This is a genomic window from Flavobacterium galactosidilyticum (assembly GCF_020911945.1).
GTDB lineage: Bacteria > Bacteroidota > Bacteroidia > Flavobacteriales > Flavobacteriaceae > Flavobacterium > Flavobacterium galactosidilyticum.
Genome location: NZ_CP087135.1, coordinates 1,612,884 through 1,630,617 on the forward strand (window position 1 = coordinate 1,612,884; position 17,734 = coordinate 1,630,617).

Annotated in this window: 15 protein-coding genes; 14 read left to right on the forward strand and 1 reads right to left on the reverse strand. The window is 31.9% G+C overall.

Features of this window, described 5'->3' with window-relative positions; genetic code table 11:
- Positions 1-74: 74 nt before the first annotated feature.
- Complete coding sequence (gene lipB / locus LNP27_RS07035; protein ID WP_229943890.1) at positions 75-776, forward strand: lipoyl(octanoyl) transferase LipB; 702 nt, start codon at positions 75-77, stop codon at positions 774-776.
- A gap of 60 nt (positions 777-836) precedes the next feature.
- Here the strand turns inward: lipB and rnhB are convergent, their stop codons facing one another.
- On the reverse strand, positions 837-1,496 hold the full coding sequence (rnhB, locus tag LNP27_RS07040; protein ID WP_229943891.1) for a ribonuclease HII: 660 nt from the start codon (positions 1,494-1,496) through the stop codon (positions 837-839).
- A gap of 167 nt (positions 1,497-1,663) precedes the next feature.
- On the opposite strand from rnhB, the gene LNP27_RS07045 reads away from it, so the two are divergent.
- The 13 genes from LNP27_RS07045 (at position 1,664) to LNP27_RS07105 (ending at position 17,707) form a co-directional block, all read left to right on the forward strand.
- A complete protein-coding gene (locus tag LNP27_RS07045; RefSeq protein ID WP_229943892.1) occupies positions 1,664-4,804 on the forward strand; it encodes a SusC/RagA family TonB-linked outer membrane protein in 3,141 nt (1,046 codons plus the stop codon).
- 11 nt (positions 4,805-4,815) lie between these two features.
- Positions 4,816-6,285 carry a RagB/SusD family nutrient uptake outer membrane protein gene (locus LNP27_RS07050; RefSeq protein WP_229943893.1) on the forward strand — a complete coding sequence of 490 codons (1,470 nt, stop codon included), beginning with the start codon at positions 4,816-4,818 and terminating at the stop codon, positions 6,283-6,285.
- 330 nt (positions 6,286-6,615) lie between these two features.
- Positions 6,616-7,485, forward strand: a complete 870-nt coding sequence (locus LNP27_RS07055; protein WP_229943894.1) for an ABC transporter permease — start codon at positions 6,616-6,618, stop codon at positions 7,483-7,485.
- 1 nt (position 7,486) lies between these two features.
- Positions 7,487-8,749, forward strand: coding sequence for an ABC transporter ATP-binding protein (locus tag LNP27_RS07060; RefSeq protein ID WP_229943895.1), 1,263 nt, complete (start codon positions 7,487-7,489; stop codon positions 8,747-8,749).
- A gap of 7 nt (positions 8,750-8,756) precedes the next feature.
- Positions 8,757-9,644, forward strand: coding sequence for an FkbM family methyltransferase (locus tag LNP27_RS07065; protein ID WP_229943896.1), 888 nt, complete (start codon positions 8,757-8,759; stop codon positions 9,642-9,644).
- On the forward strand, positions 9,641-10,642 hold the full coding sequence (locus tag LNP27_RS07070) for a glycosyltransferase family 2 protein (protein ID WP_229943897.1): 1,002 nt from the start codon (positions 9,641-9,643) through the stop codon (positions 10,640-10,642). Before LNP27_RS07065 ends, LNP27_RS07070 begins: the two co-directional genes overlap by 4 nt.
- Positions 10,636-11,571 carry a glycosyltransferase family 2 protein gene (locus LNP27_RS07075; RefSeq protein WP_229943898.1) on the forward strand — a complete coding sequence of 312 codons (936 nt, stop codon included), beginning with the start codon at positions 10,636-10,638 and terminating at the stop codon, positions 11,569-11,571. Before LNP27_RS07070 ends, LNP27_RS07075 begins: the two co-directional genes overlap by 7 nt.
- Entirely contained in the window at positions 11,572-12,708 is a 1,137-nt protein-coding gene (locus LNP27_RS07080; RefSeq protein WP_229943899.1) for a glycosyltransferase, read from the forward strand. It begins immediately after the preceding gene.
- The gene (locus LNP27_RS07085; protein ID WP_229943900.1) at positions 12,692-13,714 is read left to right on the forward strand and encodes a glycosyltransferase family A protein; all 1,023 of its coding nucleotides are present in this window, start codon (positions 12,692-12,694) and stop codon (positions 13,712-13,714) included. The genes LNP27_RS07080 and LNP27_RS07085 overlap by 17 nt, the downstream gene beginning before the upstream one ends.
- Entirely contained in the window at positions 13,711-14,796 is a 1,086-nt protein-coding gene (locus LNP27_RS07090; RefSeq protein ID WP_229943901.1) for a glycosyltransferase family A protein, read from the forward strand. The genes LNP27_RS07085 and LNP27_RS07090 overlap by 4 nt, the downstream gene beginning before the upstream one ends.
- A gap of 27 nt (positions 14,797-14,823) precedes the next feature.
- Entirely contained in the window at positions 14,824-15,918 is a 1,095-nt protein-coding gene (locus LNP27_RS07095; protein WP_229943902.1) for a glycosyltransferase family 4 protein, read from the forward strand.
- On the forward strand, positions 15,919-16,593 hold the full coding sequence (locus LNP27_RS07100; protein ID WP_229943903.1) for an acylneuraminate cytidylyltransferase family protein: 675 nt from the start codon (positions 15,919-15,921) through the stop codon (positions 16,591-16,593).
- On the forward strand, positions 16,580-17,707 hold the full coding sequence (locus tag LNP27_RS07105; protein WP_229943904.1) for an acyltransferase family protein: 1,128 nt from the start codon (positions 16,580-16,582) through the stop codon (positions 17,705-17,707). The genes LNP27_RS07100 and LNP27_RS07105 overlap by 14 nt, the downstream gene beginning before the upstream one ends.
- The last annotated feature ends 27 nt before the right edge of the window (positions 17,708-17,734 follow it).

The following is a 17,734-nucleotide window of genomic DNA, read 5'->3' on the forward strand; positions in this document are numbered from 1 at the left end:
CAGAATAATTAATTGTATTTTTGCATTTCACAAATAAGCGAACAGAAAAATTAATCTGTTCCTAGCAATAACAGATGAATAAAACGATTCAACTTCAAGATTTAGGAAAGAAAGACTACAAAGCAACTTGGGAATACCAAGAGGAATTATTCAAAGGAATTGTTGATCTGAAAATAAAAAATAGGAGAGAAGAACTTCATCTAGAGACTCCGAACTATTTCTTATTTGTGGAACACCCTCACGTATATACATTGGGGAAAAGCGGTGATTTATCTAATTTGTTATTATCTGAAAACCAACTCGAAGCTAAAGGAGCAACTTTTTACAAAATCAATCGTGGTGGTGATATTACCTATCATGGACCTGGACAAATTGTAGGATATCCCATTCTGGATTTAGAAAATTTCTTCACTGATATTCATAAATATTTGCGTTTTATTGAAGAAGCGATCATTCTAACTTTAGCGGAATACGGAATAAGTTCTGGTCGCAGCGAAGGGGAAACTGGCGTTTGGTTAGGTGTTGGAACTCCATTTGCTAGAAAAATTTGTGCAATGGGTGTTCGTGCCTCACGTTGGGTAACTATGCACGGATTTGCATTAAATGTCAATGCGGATTTGGGTTATTTTGATAATATCATTCCATGTGGGATTCGTGGAAAAGCGGTAACTTCTTTAAATGTAGAACTTGGTGTTGAGAAAGTAAACGAAGAAGAAGTAAAAGAAAAAATATTGAAACATTTTACGACTTTATTTGAATCGGAATTTGTTAGTTAATCATACGCATTGTATGTGTCATTATCTCCTTGCCGGCTCGCGAGCACAGTCGAGACGCTTCTATAGCTCTAGCTGTAACTGCTCCGGCAATAACCTAAAACTCGTGCGGTGGTATTTGGTTACACCATATTTCCTAATCGCTTCTCGATGCTCTTTCGTGGGATAGCCTTTGTTTTTTTTCCAGTTATACATGGGAAATTCCTCATGAATGGCATTCATATACTCATCCCGATAGGTTTTAGCTAAAACGGATGCCGCTGCAATACTCAAAAATTTAGAATCTCCTTTTATAATACTAGTGCTTGGAATGGAAGTTAGAATCTCTAGCTCAGCTTCAGTAAAAATTTTGCCACTTTCATTTTTGATTCCTTTTTTTCTTAAAAAAGGAGTATTTCCGTCCACAATTATGTACTCGGGTAACGGATTTAATTTCAAAACACACTCTTGCATTGCTTTTATCGAGGCATTTAATATGTTAATTGCGTCAATTTCTTGGGGTTCAAGATGAGTTATCGCAAACGTTATAGCTTGCTCTTCAATTAGGGGTCTTAGTAGCTCTCTAGTTTTTTCAGAAAGCTGCTTACTGTCATTCAAAATTTTATTAGTAAAATTTACGGGAAGCATCACTGCTGCTGCTGTTACGGGGCCTGCAAGACAACCGCGTCCAGCCTCATCTGTGCCAGCTTCTAGACTTTTTGAAGAGAAAAAAGGGCTTAACATTAGTGTTTTTTTTATTGCAAAGTACGTGTTTTAATGCCGTTTTTATGCTGTATTTTTGACTGATTTATTTTTTTTTACGTTAAAATAAATAATTTTTGTTATTAATCATTGTTTATTTAAGATTTTATTAAGAAGTTTGCCGCCTAACCAATTCAAATTAATAAAAAATGAGATTAAAATTCAAATGGATTTTTGCGTTACTGATGGCGATGTCTATGCAGTTTTCTTTTGCACAAGAAAAAACTGTTTCGGGTGTTGTTTCAGATCAAACTGGTCCAATTCCAGGAGTAAATGTTGTTGTTAAGGGAACAAGTAATGGTGTTCAAACTGATTTTGATGGAAAATACGCTATCAAAGCAAAAACAGGTGATGTTCTAGTGTTCTCTTTTATAGGAATGAATAATTCAAATGTTACTGTAGGTGCTTCAAATACAGTAAGTGTTAAAATGACATCAGACTCTCAAAACCTTGAAGAAGTAGTTGTTGTTGCTTATGGTAAAGTTAAAAAGTCTGAATATACAGGTTCTGTTGCTTCAATAAAAGCTGCTGATATTGAAAACCGACCATTAACAAACGTTTTAGGAGGCTTAGACGGTGCCACTTCTGGTATTCAAATTCAAAGTTCAGCAGGTCAGCCAGGCTCAGCTCCAGCAATTAGAATTAGAGGCTTTAGCTCTATTAATGGATCTAATACTCCATTGTATATAGTAGATGGAGTTCCTTACACTGGTGATATTAGTACAATTAACAGTTCAGATGTTGAAAGTTTGAACGTGTTAAAAGATGCATCATCAACATCTTTATACGGATCTAAAGCTGCTAATGGTGTAATTATTATTACAACCAAAACGGGAAAATCTACAAAAGATAAATTTTCTTTAAACGTAAGTACAGGTTTATCTTCTCGTTCTATTCCAGAATATGATAGAGTAAATGCTAATCAATACTATCCATTAGAGTGGGAAGCTCTTAGGAATAGTAGGCCTATGGGTACACCAGTCCAGATGGATGCTGCAAATCTTTTTGCGACTAATAATATCGCTGGTTTACTAGTGACAAATCCTTTTAATGTTGCTAATAATCAAATTGTAGGAACTGATGGTAAGTTGAATCCTAATGCGTCTTTATTATATCCTGAAGATTTGGATTGGGAAAAACAGTTGACTAGAGCCGGTGTGAGAAGAAATGTTGATTTTTCTTATCAAGGTAAGTCGGAAACTTCTAATTATTTTGTTTCGTTAAATAACTTAAATGAACAAGGTAGTATTTTGAAATCTGATTACGAAAGAACAACTGCACGTATTAACATTAATTCAAAATTTAAAGAGTGGTTTAGAACAGGTTTAAATTTATCTGGAGCTCTTACAAGTTCTAATCAAGCTGTTGACGGAGCTAACAATTCCTCCTCTTTTAATAATCCTTTTAGAACAATTAGATACATGGGGCCAATTTATCCTGTGTTTGATCATAATCTTGATGGAAGCTATTTGTTAAACGGTGCTGGTGAAAGAGTGTATTCAACTTTGAGAGGACCTCAAGCCTCTAATGGACGTAATATTATTTACGAAACATTGAATGATAGTGACAGTAATGAGTCTATTGCTTTGTCAGCAAGAACTTTCGCTGAATTTAAAATTTTGAAAGATTTTACCTTCACTACAAATTATGCTATTGATAAAAGGTCACTTAATACATCAGATTATAAAAACATTCTAATAGGTGATGCGCAAGGAGTAGGTGGAGCTTCTAAAGAAAATTTTGTTACAACAGGAGTAACTTTTAATCAACTTTTAGAATATTCTAAATCTTTTAATTCACATAATTTTACTGTATTATTAGGTCATGAAAGTTTTGATTATGAGACAAATTTAGTTACTGGAACTAAAAGAGGACAGGTTGTGAATGATAACTCAGAATTAATTAATTTTGTAACTGTTACAAATTTAGATTCATATAGTAGAAATTATTCTACTGAAGCTTATTTCTCAAGACTTGGATATGATTACGATGGTAAATATATACTTTCAGCTTCTATCCGTAGAGATGGCTCATCAAAATTTGCTAAAAATAACCGTTGGGGTAATTTCTGGTCTTTTGGTGCAGCATGGAATATTAGTAAAGAAAATTTCTTATCTGAAGCTTCTTGGATTAATGACTTAAGACTTAGAGGTTCGTTTGGTGAAGTTGGTAATGATTCTCATATTAGTAATGCAGGTTTAAGTTTTTATGTTAGCCAACCAACTTACGCATTAGGATATGATAATGATTCTGAAGGAGGTATTGTCGCTAATGGTATTGGAGCGCCAAATTTAAAATGGGAAAAAAATACACAATCAGATGTTGCTATTGAATTTGCTGCCTTCAAAAATAGATTTAGCGGTTCTGTGGAATATTATAATCGTAAAACAGACGGTTTAATTTTTGAAGTTCCAAACCCTTTATCACTTGGCTTGGATAATAGAGTTGAAAATATCGGTTCGATGTTTAATAGTGGTATAGAGGTTTCTTTGAACGCTACATTTGTAAAAACGAAAGATTTCTCTTGGAATTTTAATGTGAATGCATCAACACTTAAAAATGAAATCACTGCATTGCCTCAAGCAGAAATTATCAATGGTACAAAGAAATTTTCAGTAGGAAGTTCAATATATGATTATTGGTTAAGAGATTGGTATGGTGTAGATGCTACAGATGGTTATGCTTTATACAAATCTGATCCAGCTAAAATTGTTGCAGGTGATGTAGAGCAACGCGTGGTAAACGGTGAGAATGTAACAACGAATCACACAAAAGCACTATACATTTATGCAGGTTCTGCCATTCCTGATTTGTTTGGAAGTTTCTCAAATACATTTAAGTATAAAGGATTAGAATTGAGTCTTATGTTTACTTATCAGTTGGGCGGACAAACATATGATAGTAATTATGCTTCTTTGATGCATACTGGAAGTGAGTATGGTTCTGCTTTAAGTACAGACATCTTAAATAGGTGGCAAAAAGCAGGTGATGTAACAAACGTTCCTAGATTAGATGTTGGTAGAAATACGCAGTCATCAGCAGCATCTGACAGATGGTTAGTTGATTCTGATTATTTATCGTTTAGACAAGCGAACTTATCTTACAACATACCAGCAGATTTGATTTCGAGATTGGGTGTAGATAATGTTAAATTCTTTGTAAGTGGTGAAAATTTAGCATTGTACACAAAGAAAAAAGGAATGGATCCAACTCAAAACTTTAATGGTACTACTCAGAACAGATTTTCTCCTTCAAGGATTGTTTCTTTAGGCCTTAATATAAACTTTTAATTTTAACTAGTATGAAAATTAATATTTCAAAATACATAATCGCGGGTTGCTCGATGATCTTATTAGGATCGTGTTCAAGCGATTTTCTTGAGCAATCTCCCACTGAATTTATCAGTGAAGGTGCTGCAACTGCAGACACTAAAGCGTTGTTTTTATCTTTGAACGGAATACATCGCTCGATGTATATAAGATATGAGGATCAAGGGCAAACAGGTGTAGGTGGTATTATGCAACAAATGGATATTGCAGGTGAAGATTTAGTTTACACTGCATCAAATTTATGGTATAGAAGTGTTTATGACTGGACTGCAGCTTCAAATGAGAATTCTGCTGAGATAAGATTTCCTTACAGAACGTTTTACCAAATTATCAGAAACTCAAATGCTATAATTAATAATGCAGATGCTGCTAAAGGACCTCAAGAAGATAAGAATGTGACAAAAGGACAAGCTCTTTTGTATAGAGCGTTCAGTCACTTCCAATTGGTTCAAATTTACGCTAAAAGATATGTAAATGGCGCGCCTAATACTCAAGATGGTGTACCACTTGTTTTGACAACTCAAGATATAGTGGGTAGATCTTCAGTTGAAGATGTTTACAAGCAAATAAACGCTGATATCGATGAAGCTATCGATTTGTTAAAGGGATATAAAAAGCCTAATAATTCTCATTTAGATTCAGGAGTGGCTCATGGATTAAAAGCTCGTGTTAATTTAGTACAAGGAAATTGGGGGATTGCTGCTGATAATGCAAGTAAAGCTAGAGCAGGAAAAAATTTAATGACAATTGCTGAGTACACTAGCGGATTTAATAATTATGCCAATCAAGAATGGATGTGGGGAAGTCATATTGTAGAATTACAAACTGCCTATTTTGCAAACTTTGGAGGATACATGTCTCGTAACTTTAGTTCGACTGTTATTAGAGCTTGTCCTAAAGCAATTAACAGTAAATTGTATGATTTGATTCCTACAACTGATGTTCGTGCTGCTATTTTTAGTAAAACTGGTCAACATCCAAACATTGTATTGGTTTCTAATGCGCAAAAATTTCCTTACACGAGTCAAAAGTTTTTGTCTGTAAGTACGGGTGATAGTCGTTGTGACGTGCCTTATATGCGTGCTGCTGAAATGTATTTGATAGAAGCTGAGGCTAAAGCTAGATTGGGTGCTACTGATGCAGCGCAAGTTCTTTTTGATTTTGTCAAAAAAAGAAATCCTTCCTACGTACTATCTACTAAAACTGGTCAAGCATTGGCTGATGAAGTTATGTTTCAAAGAAGAATTGAACTATGGGGAGAAGGATTTAGGTTTATGGACTTAAAAAGAACAAATTCCGCTTTAGACAGAAGTGGCGCAAATCATAATTCAATTTACACTGGAAATGTTACAACTGTGCCAGCAAATGATAAAAGATGGCAATGGCTAATACCAAGAAGTGAAATTAATGCAAATCCTTTAGTCAAACAAAACGATTTATAGTTTTAACTATATTAGTTGAGATTTCATCAATTTTTATAAAGTGATTATTTGTTTCGTAAAAAAAGCATCTAATACATCATTTTAAAGCAGCTATAAGAATTTATTCTTGTAGCTGCTTTTTTTTTTCGATAAGTTTGAAAAATGATAATACCTCAACTTTTTATAAGTATAAGTCCGCCTAAGAATTGTAATATATGAAGTGTTTTTACTCGAATATTAAATCCAAATTATATATATTTGTCTGGTAATGAAAGCCTTTGTAAAATAAAGAAAATGAACATTACTGCGGATATGCGGTATCCATCAATAGTCTGATTTGAGTAACATTCAATGAACCATTTAGAACAAAAAAATACCACTTGGTTGTTTGAAATAACACCAAAAAATAAATTCTTCTCGCTGAATCTTAATGAGGTTTGGCAGTATAGGGATTTGTTGCTTCTTTTTGTAAAAAGAGATATTGTAACGGTTTACAAACAAACGGTTTTAGGCCCGCTTTGGTATTTGATACAACCGCTGTTTACCTCTATTACATTTACTATTATTTTTAATAATTTAGCCGGTATAAATACAGGAACCGTACCTCCATTTTTGTTCAATTTGGCAGGAATCACGGTTTGGAATTATTTCACTGCCTGTCTTACGGGAACTTCTAATACTTTTGGTGCCAATGCAGGAATTTTTGGAAAAGTATATTTCCCCCGCATTATTGTTCCCATTTCAATTGTGATTTCTAACTTGTTGAAATTTGGAATCCAATTTGGCATTTTCATCGCTTTTTATTTATTCTACTATTTTCAAGGAGCAGCAATAAGCTTAAACGGCCTGGTTGTTTTTTTTCCATTGCTAATTCTAGTAATGGGGATTTTAGGACTGGGATTAGGAATGTTTATTTCTTCTTTGGTAACCAAATACAGAGATTTTAGCTACTTAATTGGCTTTGGCGTGCAATTGCTGATGTATGTTTCGGCAGTCGTTTATCCTATGGCATTGGTTAAGGAAAAAATGCCCGAATATGCCTGGTTGGTGCAATACAATCCGCTCGCTAATATTATAGAAACTACCCGTTATATGTTATTAAATGTAGGATACCTCTCTTTTTGGGGATTAGGATATACATTTCTGGCGACAGTTTTGATTTTCTTAGTTAGCGTTTTGATTTTTAATAGAACCGAGAAGAGTTTTATAGATACTGTGTAAAATGAAAGATATTATATTAAAAGCCGAAAACATCTCCAAGCAATACCGCCTCGGTCAGGTAGGAACAGGTACGCTTAGTCATGATTTGAACCGTTGGTGGCATCAGGTTCGTGGAAAGGAAAATCCCTATTTAAAAATAGGCGACACTAATGATCGAAGCACTAAGGGCGAAAGCGATTATGTTTGGGCTTTGCAGGATATCAATTTTGAAGTGGAGCGCGGCGAAGTACTTGGTATTATTGGTAAAAACGGTGCAGGAAAATCGACTTTGTTAAAAATTTTATCAAGAGTGACGGCTCCTACTACGGGAAACATTAAGTTTGGCGGTCGAGTGGCTTCGTTACTGGAAGTGGGAACTGGTTTTAATGGCGAAATGACAGGAAGAGAAAACATATACCTAAATGGTGCTATTCTTGGGATGACCAAAAAAGAAATTGCCTCTAAGATTGATGAAATTATCGATTTCTCGGGTTGTGAGCGCTATATTGACACTCCTGTAAAACGCTACAGTTCGGGAATGACCGTACGACTGGCTTTTGCCGTAGCGGCGTTCCTAGAACCTGAAATTCTTATCATTGATGAGGTTTTGGCCGTGGGTGATGCCGAATTCCAAAAAAAAGCCATTGGCAAAATGCAGGATATTTCTAAAGGTGAAGGTAGAACGGTGCTGTTTGTGAGTCATAATATGGCGGCGGTGAAGAGTTTGTGTACGAGAGGGATTGTTTTGGAGAATGGAAAAGTGATTTTTGAGGGCGGGATTGATCAGACAATTAGTAAATATCTTCAAGCAGAAAAAGTCAATATAAAATTGAAAGATATAAAAATAAGAACCGGAAACAAAAAAGTCCTTTTTGAAAATGTTAAGGTATTTGGCGCTGAAGAAAGTGTAACTCCAATAACAGGAGGTGAAATGACAATTCTATTTGAAATCGAAAATGGAGAAATGTTAGATTCAAAAAATATTCGTTTTGATATGAGAATTGAAGATAATTTTGGTCAAAGATTAGCATGGGTGAGTTCAAGTTTAAAAGAAATTGAAAATATTAATAATACAAATCAAATAAGGCTCACTTTTTTAAAAAACCCGTTTGATAAAGGTGTTTATTTCGCTACAATATATTTAGGAGTGAATAATGAAGATGCTGATCTAATAGAAAATGCTTTTTCATTTGAAGTTGAAGAGGGAGATTATTTTTTACCTGGAAAAAAAATACCGCAAGGGCAAAGCAAGCTTTTTGTTAATTTTGAAGTTGAATATTTATAAAAAGCCCATGAGAAAATACTTATACAGTCTAATACATAAATTAGGTTACAAAATTGAAAACAAGAATAAAATCAAACAAAACCAAAGAGATTCTTTAAATAAATTTAATGTTAAAGAAAATTTTGATTTATTGTTTAGCGCGAGAAAGTTTGTTTTAGCATTAGACGAAGCTTATGATAATTTATCTATAGTAAATCACAAGGAAGGCTTTTTAGTTAGTATTTTAAATATGTCTATTTATGTGGAAAGCCCAGAGGAATTTTTTATTTTGAGTGAGGTTTTTATCGAAAATGATTATAATTTCAAAAGTGAATCTAAAGCTATAATAATTGATATTGGTGCGAATATTGGTATTTCTTCGCTTTTTTTTTCAAGACTAGCTTATGTTGAGAAAATTTATGCATTTGAGCCTGTCAAAGATACTTTTGATCAGGCAAAATATAACTTCCAAATTAATGAAAAAATTCATAAGGTCGAATTGATTAAAAATGTTGGTTTAGGTGATATAGCTAGAAAAGAGATATTTATTTATGATAAATTTATAAAGGGCAATACTGGTGTTCGAGGTTTACTAAGTCCGAGCTATTCAAATAATAAAAATATTTCTGAAATAGAGGTTGAGATTTGTGATGCTTCTCTTGAAATTTCTAAAATTTTAAATGAGAATGATAATAAAAAAATCATTGTAAAAATGGATTGCGAAGGGGCTGAATATGAAATATTTAAGAACTTGGTTGAATCAGGAACAATTAATCAAATAGATATTTTTATGCTTGAATGGCATGATAAGGGCTCTCAAGTCATTGAAGAAATTTTATCAAAGTCAGGATTTGATTTCTTTTCTAGAAATTTATCTCCTATTTCAGGAATTATTTATGCCTTTAAAAAGGTATGAATTCATTAGTCTCCATAATAATTCCAACGTATAATAGAGCTCATTTGATAAAAGAAACAATTGAAAGTGTTTGCTTGCAAACTTATTGCAATTGGGAATGTATTATTGTGGACGATGGTTCAACTGATGAAACTTTAAATGTTATTAAGGAATATGAAGTAAAAAATAAAAAAATTAAAATTTATTCTCGTCCTACGACCAAAAAAAAAGGAGCAAATAGTTGTAGAAATTATGGTGTTGAAAATTGTCTTGGGGATTATCTTTTGTTCCTTGATTCGGATGATATTTTAAAGGAGGATTGTTTAGAAACTAGATTAGGAGTTTTTGAAAAATTTCCATCTTTGGACTTTGCTGTTTTTTCGATGGGGTTAATCAAAAACAATAGGTTCGAAAATTATAAATATCCTGATTTGACTGATGCTAGTAGAGAAAAATTGATTGGTCTATTCATAACGGGGCCATTGCCATGGAATATGACAAGACCTTTATGGAAAAAAAACTTTTTTTTAACGCAAACTGGATTTAATGAGGAATTAGATATGTTTGATGATGATGAGTTTAATTTGAGAGTGGTGTATGATTTTAATGTTAAATTCAAATTTATAGAAAGTACCGATTGTTTTTATAGAATATATGAAGAAAACTCTTTGAAATATAAAGATGAAGTATTTATTGAAAAGTTATTCAAAAGCCATTTAGAATTATTAAAGACACTTAATCAATTATTTAATTCTAATGAAAAGATAAAATTTAAAAAAGAATTACAGCAAAATTTTCTTGGAATAATGAATGGTTTTTTACTTGACACTCGTTTAAGTAAAAGAGAATATAAATTGAATATTTTATTTTTTTATAGAAATTTCAGATCGTCATTACCGTTTAATTTTTTTTTGGGACTAAAATATTTTGCTCTTCAATATCCTTTAGAAAAGAAAGGAAGTTATAGAATAAATAAATTCTTAGATTCAAAAATTAATTATTTTATTGAAAAATGTTAATCTCCATAATAATACCAACATACAACAGAGCTCATTTAATAGGTGAAACGCTCGATAGTATTCTTACGCAAACGCACTCTAATTGGGAATGTATTGTGGTAGATGACAGTAGTACAGATGCTACTGCTGAAGTCATGAGGGAGTATGTTAAAAAAGACAATCGTTTTCAATACCACCAAAGACCTGATAATAAAAAAAAAGGCCCCAACTCCTGTAGAAATTATGGTTTTGAAATGAGTAATGGTGAATATATTAAATGGTTTGATAGCGATGATGTAATGCTACCTTATTTATTAGAGAAGCAAGTTTTGTCTTTTGCAAAAAATGTAGAAATGAGTGTTTGCAAACTGAGTTATTTTGATTTTGAAAAAAGGATTTCAATTAGAGAAAACATAATTTTTTCAAAAAATTTAATTGAAGATTACTTAATTGGAAATGTAACATTTTATATTTCGGGACCACTATGGCAACGAATTTTTTTAAAAAAACAAAAGCAATTGTTTGACGAAAGTCTAACGAACTTGGACGATTGGGATTTTAACCTTAGAATGTTTTATCAAAAACCTAATATAACATACAGTAATGAGGTTTTGATTTTATATAGAGTACAAGCTGATTCTCTTTCTCAGGAAATTAATAAACTTACTTTTAACGAGATACAATCAGAGTTTGAGGCGAGAAGAAAACATTTGAAATTATTGAAGATTAATAGGCTTGCAAGTCCAAGTATTTTACAAAATTATATTAAAGATAGATATAAGTTTATTTTGAGAGAAGCAATGATTATAAAAGATAAAAAAAAATATTATTACTTGAAAATGCTTGTAATCTTACAATTAAAAATGTTCGATTTCAGAGGTTTTTTTAAAACTATATATGGCTTTACAGTTTTTAGTCTTTTTAATAAAGGGTATAAATTATTAAAATAAATGAAAATTCTTTTTATTTCCATGCCTTCCGTTCATGTAATCCGTTGGATAGAAAATCTAAAAGATAGTTCATTTGAATTATATTGGTTTGATGTTTTAGGAAGAGGTCGATTAGAAACTTTAGATTCTGTTTGTCAATTTCCGGATTGGAAAAAACGAAAAATAGCTACTGTAAAAGGGGAATATTTTTTAAGTAAGAAAGCACCTCGTATTTATAAAAAAATAGTTCCGTTTCTGGAAGTCACTGCCAATGAAGCGCTAGAAAAAATCATTATAGAAATTCAACCTGATGTTGTTCATAGTTTTGAAATGCAAAGTTGTTCGTACCCTATTTTAAAAACAATGCAAAAATACCCACACATTCCATGGCTCTATTCGTGTTGGGGTAATGATTTGTATTATTATCAGCAATTTTCAACACACTTAAAAAAAATAAAACAAGTTTTACAACGAGTAGATTTTTTGCACACGGATTGCAATAGGGATTTTACTTTAGCCAAAAAAATAGGTTTTCTTGGGAAACATGTTGGTGTGATTCCTGGAGGTACGGGATATAAACTAGCGGAATTAGAAAAATGTAAACTGCCCGTTGAGGAAAGAAAAATTATCTTGGTCAAAGGTTATGAAAATGAGTTTGGAAGAGGGCTAAACATTATAAAAGCTTTACAACAATTAAAGTTAGATTATGAAATTATAGTTTTTGGCTCGCACATAAATGTAATTAATTACATAATAGCTAATCAACTTGACTTTAAATTTTTTGACAGGCATGGGCTTTCTCATCAAGAATTAATGGGGTTAATGGGTAAATCATTACTATATATCGGTAATAGTATTTCAGATGGAATACCCAATACCTTACTTGAAGCACTTATAATGGGTGCATTTCCGATACAATCAAATCCTGGGGGAGCTACTGCCGAAATAGTCGAAAATGGGGTGAATGGTTTTTTGATTGAAAATCCGGAATCGATTATGGATGTCCAGAATATTATTTTGAAATTTCTATTATCACCCCAGCTTGCAGAAAATGCTGTCAAAATAAACAGTAAATTAGCTCAAGACAGATTAGATTATAAGACCAATAGAGTAAAAGTAATTTCAATTTATAATTTGATTAATGAGACTAGGTTTTAATCCACATAAAGACGAACCTCAGCAAGAATCTGATTGTTTTCATCAGGTTGTTGTTCCTGTTTATATACCTAATGAAGAAGGTTATTTTAAAGATAGTCTTGAAATATTCAAATTATGTCTTGATTCACTATTTAAAACTATTCATAAAAAAACATACATTACTATTGTAAATAATGGCAGTTGTGATGTAGTTATTGCTTATCTAAATAAGTTATTTTTAGATGGGGAAATTCAAGAAATTATCAATACCAGTAATATTGGCAAATTAAATGCAATTCTAAAAGGAATTGTGGGGCATGATTTTTCTTTGGTTACGGTTACAGATGCTGATGTGTTATTCTTACCAAATTGGCAAAAGGCAACTTATGCTGTTTTTGAGGCTTTTCCTAAAACGGGTGTTGTTTGTCCCACACCATCTTCAAGATCTTTACGAACTTATACGGCAAATATATATTGGGATTTGTTTTTTTCAAAAAGACTACATTTCTCTAGAGTTGAAAATCGAGATGCCTTAAAAATGTTTGCTCATAGTGTTGGGAATCCGGCGTTTTATAACGAGATTCAATTACAAAAGTATATGACAGTTACTCATAATGATAGTAAAGCAGTGGTAGGTGCAGGACATTTTGTGGCAACCTATAGAGCTAGTATTTTTAAAAATAGCAGTATTAAATACTCAAATTATAAACTTGGGGGAGATAGTGAGAGCAAAATTTTAGATCTACCAGTCGTGAAAAAAGGTTTTTGGCGTTTGTCTACTGCTAATAATTATGCGTATCACATGGGAAATTGTATTGAAGATTGGATGATTGAGGAAGTTTCAAAATTAGAAAAACCTGATCAGATTCTTGATTTTAAATTAGAGACGACCCAGTGCAATGCAAAGTGGCTTTATTTTTTTAAAACAAAATTATTTGGAAAGTTTATTTTAAATAAAAAAATAATGACGTTTTTTTTAATTTGGAAAGGACTAAGAAAAGAAGACGCCAAAAACTATTTGAAATGATAACCATTATTTATCCCTATCGCAACAGAGAATTAGCTAGAATTAAGCGGTCTTTAGATTCATTACAGCATCAAGATAATCTAGATTTCAAAGTGTTATTTGTAGATTATGGTTCTACTATTCCGTTTGCTGATTCCGTTAAGGACTTAGTTTTGAGTTATAGTTTTGCAACGTATCAGTATAGTTACAGCCTTAACCAACCGTGGTCAAGGTCTAAAGCCATCAATATTGGTTTAAAAAGGGTTCAAACACCTTATGTATTTATCGCAGATATTGATATTATTTTCCGAAATGATTGTATTGCTATTCTAAACAATCTAGCCAATTCAGCTAGATGCTATTATTTTAAAGTTGGTTTTTTGAGTGAACCAGAAACTAGTGTGACAAAAAATTTTTCTGAATATCAAATTTCATTTTCTAGTGAAATAGGTGCTCAAGGGCTTTCATTATTTCCATTACAACCCGTTAAGGGAATTCATGGATTTGATGAGTTTTTGCATTTCTGGGGAGCCGAAGATATCGATATTCATAACAGATTGACTAGAACTGGAATTGAAAGCCTCTTTTACAATGATCAAATTTTACTGTTGCACCAATGGCATAAAAGCTATCGAAAAGGGGAAACGGATGTATTGAAAAAGGAGTTACAATTGAAAGGCGTTGTTCAGTTAAACCACCAACACTTAATTTCCAACCAAAAGAAAGGGGTAACAATGGCTAATTATAAAACGTGGGGAGAAACCGTTTCAGCAACTACTTTTAACGAATTAAATGATTTTGATACCCACATAGTAATCAATAATACAAAGGAAAGTGTAACTCATTTTTTATTTGTTGAATTGCCACAGTTTCAAAACGGAATTTTATCAGTTTGTTTTAAAGAAGATTCATTTGAAAATTCGATTAAATATAAATTAAAAAAAATTGCAGGTAAAAAAGTGCCCAATTATTTTAGTTTAAAAGAAATAAATGACATGTTGTTATTGCACATTATTTCGTTTTATCATCAATTGCCATACACTTTTACAATTAGCGATGATTTAAAAAGTATCTGTTTCAAAATAAAAAAGGAATCAGTCTAGAAAATACTATTTTTACAAAAAAAACAAATGCCGAAAGTAATTCTAATATCGCAATTTCCACTTCCTTATGCTCATATAGGTAGCTGGACTGTGATGTATTATAATTATTTGAAAGCAAATCATCAAATAGATTATATTATTTGCAAAGAGCCGAAATCACGTATTGACACCGTAAAATACGAGTTTGTTTCGCCTAATACGATTTTAAAAATCAAACAGAAATTTTTCAAACAACCGTATCTGGCTTATTTTGATGCTTTAAAAAAAATAGTGAAAAAGAATCAGAAATATATCATTCAGGTTGTTGATAATTTTGGGATTATAAAACCATTGCAAGAATTTTTGATGCAAAACGGATTGCGACAAAATAGTCAAATTCAGTTTTTTTACCATGGATTTCCTCCTTTTTATGAAAATTTTGGAGGAAGATATTTTTTTGAATCTATTGATGAAATGGTGTTACTTACTCATGACAGTTACAAAGCGCATAAAGATTATTACACCGTTTTGCCAACACGATTTTCTGTATTGCATAATGGAATTGACACTTCAAAATTTAAAAAAGTTACATCCGAACAAAAACAAATTCTAAAGGAGGAAGCAGATTTACAAGATAAAAAAGTATTTATCTGGTGCTCAAAAGACCTCCCTAAAAAAGGACTAGATTTTATTTTAGATGTGTGGAAAAAGATACACTTACACCATAAAAACACAGTTCTTTTGGTTGTAGGAGCAACTCGAAGCAGCCCAGTTGATGGCGTTCGTTTTTTGGGTAAAATTCCAAATCAAGAACTTCCTAAGTTGTATCAAATGGCAGATTGTTATTTGTTTCCCTCTTTATGTCATGAAGGATTTGGTTTAGCTTTATTAGAGGCTTTGCATTCAGGTTGTTATTGTATTGCATCGGCTTTAGGCGGTATCCCTGAGGTATTGCACTATGGAAAGTTAGGAAAGTTGGTAATCAATCCTCATTTTCAACAGGAATGGGAAGCGGCTATTTTAGAGTTTTTAAATCAAAAAGAAGATACTGCAATTGTAATCCCAAATTTTTTATATACTACTCAAAGCTGGAATTCAGGTATGAATGCAATTATTGATAATGCAAAAAAAAGGATGCAGTAAATGAAAAACATAGCTATCATTCCCGCGCGTGGAGGGTCAAAACGCATTCCCGAAAAGAACATACAGTTTTTTGCAGGATTACCTTTATTAGTGCATTCTATTATTTATGCACAACAGAATGAAACGCTAATTGATGAAATTTATGTTTCAACAGACGATTCCACTATAAAGGCCACTGCATTAGCTCATGGAGCTAAAGTCATCGATAGGCCGGCATCACTTTCTGGTGATCTAGAACCAACTATTTCAGCCATGAAACATGTTTTGCAAGTGCTTGATAGCCGCGATGTAGAAAATGTAGTTTTGCTGCAACCTACAAACCCGTTGCGTCCGCAAAACTTGTTGAACCAGGCTTTTGAGACTTACAACAAATCAAATTGCGATAGTTTATTTACAGTTTCTAGAAATCATCAAAAATTTGGAAAAATAATAGGACATAAATACCATCCTTTTAATTACAATATAGGACAACGCAGTCAGGATTTAGAGCCTTTGTACTTTGAAAATGGCTTACTGTATATAACAAAAGCAGATTTGATTTTGAAGGATATTATAATTTCAGAAAATGCCTATCCGCTGGAGGTAGATCATGTTTTTGCAAAAGTTGATATCGATACCTTTGAAGATTTAGATTATGCAGATTTTATAAATAAGATGGTAAATGACAAAAGATAGTTTGTATTTGCCAAATCTTAACGGAGTTCGTTGTATTGCTGCTTTTATGGTTATACTGAGTCATATTGAGTTAAATAAGTCATATTTTGGCATTGGTAATACTTTTCATAATGTAAAAGTCTTTGGGAAACTAGGTGTGACTTTATTTTTTGTTTTAAGTGGTTTTTTGATTACATACTTATTGCTGCATGAAAAAGAAAGATACGGTAAGATTAAAATTAGTTTTTTTTATTTTAGAAGGATTCTACGAATTTGGCCTCTTTATTACTTTATAGTGCTACTTTCTTTATTCGTATTACCTTATTTCAATCTTTTTAAAATACCTCATTTTCGTTTGGAATTCGACACAGATATTCAATTTTTTATAACATGTTTCTTATTTGCTTTTTTTCTGCCAAATTTGTTGATTAGTATAAAGTTAATACCTTTTGCAACACAAACATGGTCTATCGGGACTGAGGAACAATTTTACGCTATTTGGCCAATAATAATAAATAGGATTAAAAATCTAAAAAAAATGTTTTTGTTTATAATTTCATTTTATTACATCGTGATTATTTGCATTAATTTATCTTTATTTGATAGTATAAAATACATTGTTTTGATCAGGGAATATTGTAATATGCTTCAACTAGATGCATTGACTTTAGGATCTTTGGGAGCTTATAGTTTTTACAAAATTGATAAATCTATTGAATTGATAACAGCTAATGTAAGTTTAATTTTGTCAATTTTTGTTTTAACAATGGCTTTATTATATGATGTAGAAGTACCTTTTTTTAATTCACTTTTTTATGCTTTGTTGTTTGTAATTTTAATAATTAATTTGGTTTACAAAAAAATACTTTTAAGAGTGTTGGAAAATCAGTTTTTTAACTATTTGGGTACTATTTCTTATGGTTTATATATGTATCATCAAATTGCCATTGTATTATGTATAAATGTGCTTTTGAAGTTTCATATCATGAATGATGTAGCTTTATATGTTTCGTCAATTGTTATCACAGTTTTAATTGCTGGTCTTTCACATAAATTTTTAGAAAAACCTTTTCTTACCTTGAAGAATAAATGGTCAGTTTTTAATTCCAATATTTTTCCTGAAAATAAGTACTAATTTTTTGTAATTTAGTCTTTTATACCT

What these genes read in the sequence shown, in the direction of transcription:
- lipB (WP_229943890.1), top strand. Translation starts at nt 75, where the DNA reads ATGAATAAAACGATTCAACTTCAAGATTTAGGAAAGAAAGACTACAAA.
- rnhB (WP_229943891.1), bottom strand. Translation starts at nt 1,496, where the DNA reads ATGTTAAGCCCTTTTTTCTCTTCAAAAAGTCTAGAAGCTGGCACAGAT.
- LNP27_RS07045 (WP_229943892.1), top strand. Translation starts at nt 1,664, where the DNA reads ATGAGATTAAAATTCAAATGGATTTTTGCGTTACTGATGGCGATGTCT.
- LNP27_RS07050 (WP_229943893.1), top strand. Translation starts at nt 4,816, where the DNA reads ATGAAAATTAATATTTCAAAATACATAATCGCGGGTTGCTCGATGATC.
- LNP27_RS07055 (WP_229943894.1), top strand. Translation starts at nt 6,616, where the DNA reads ATGAACCATTTAGAACAAAAAAATACCACTTGGTTGTTTGAAATAACA.
- LNP27_RS07060 (WP_229943895.1), top strand. Translation starts at nt 7,487, where the DNA reads ATGAAAGATATTATATTAAAAGCCGAAAACATCTCCAAGCAATACCGC.
- LNP27_RS07065 (WP_229943896.1), top strand. Translation starts at nt 8,757, where the DNA reads ATGAGAAAATACTTATACAGTCTAATACATAAATTAGGTTACAAAATT.
- LNP27_RS07070 (WP_229943897.1), top strand. Translation starts at nt 9,641, where the DNA reads ATGAATTCATTAGTCTCCATAATAATTCCAACGTATAATAGAGCTCAT.
- LNP27_RS07075 (WP_229943898.1), top strand. Translation starts at nt 10,636, where the DNA reads ATGTTAATCTCCATAATAATACCAACATACAACAGAGCTCATTTAATA.
- LNP27_RS07080 (WP_229943899.1), top strand. Translation starts at nt 11,572, where the DNA reads ATGAAAATTCTTTTTATTTCCATGCCTTCCGTTCATGTAATCCGTTGG.
- LNP27_RS07085 (WP_229943900.1), top strand. Translation starts at nt 12,692, where the DNA reads ATGAGACTAGGTTTTAATCCACATAAAGACGAACCTCAGCAAGAATCT.
- LNP27_RS07090 (WP_229943901.1), top strand. Translation starts at nt 13,711, where the DNA reads ATGATAACCATTATTTATCCCTATCGCAACAGAGAATTAGCTAGAATT.
- LNP27_RS07095 (WP_229943902.1), top strand. Translation starts at nt 14,824, where the DNA reads ATGCCGAAAGTAATTCTAATATCGCAATTTCCACTTCCTTATGCTCAT.
- LNP27_RS07100 (WP_229943903.1), top strand. Translation starts at nt 15,919, where the DNA reads ATGAAAAACATAGCTATCATTCCCGCGCGTGGAGGGTCAAAACGCATT.
- LNP27_RS07105 (WP_229943904.1), top strand. Translation starts at nt 16,580, where the DNA reads ATGACAAAAGATAGTTTGTATTTGCCAAATCTTAACGGAGTTCGTTGT.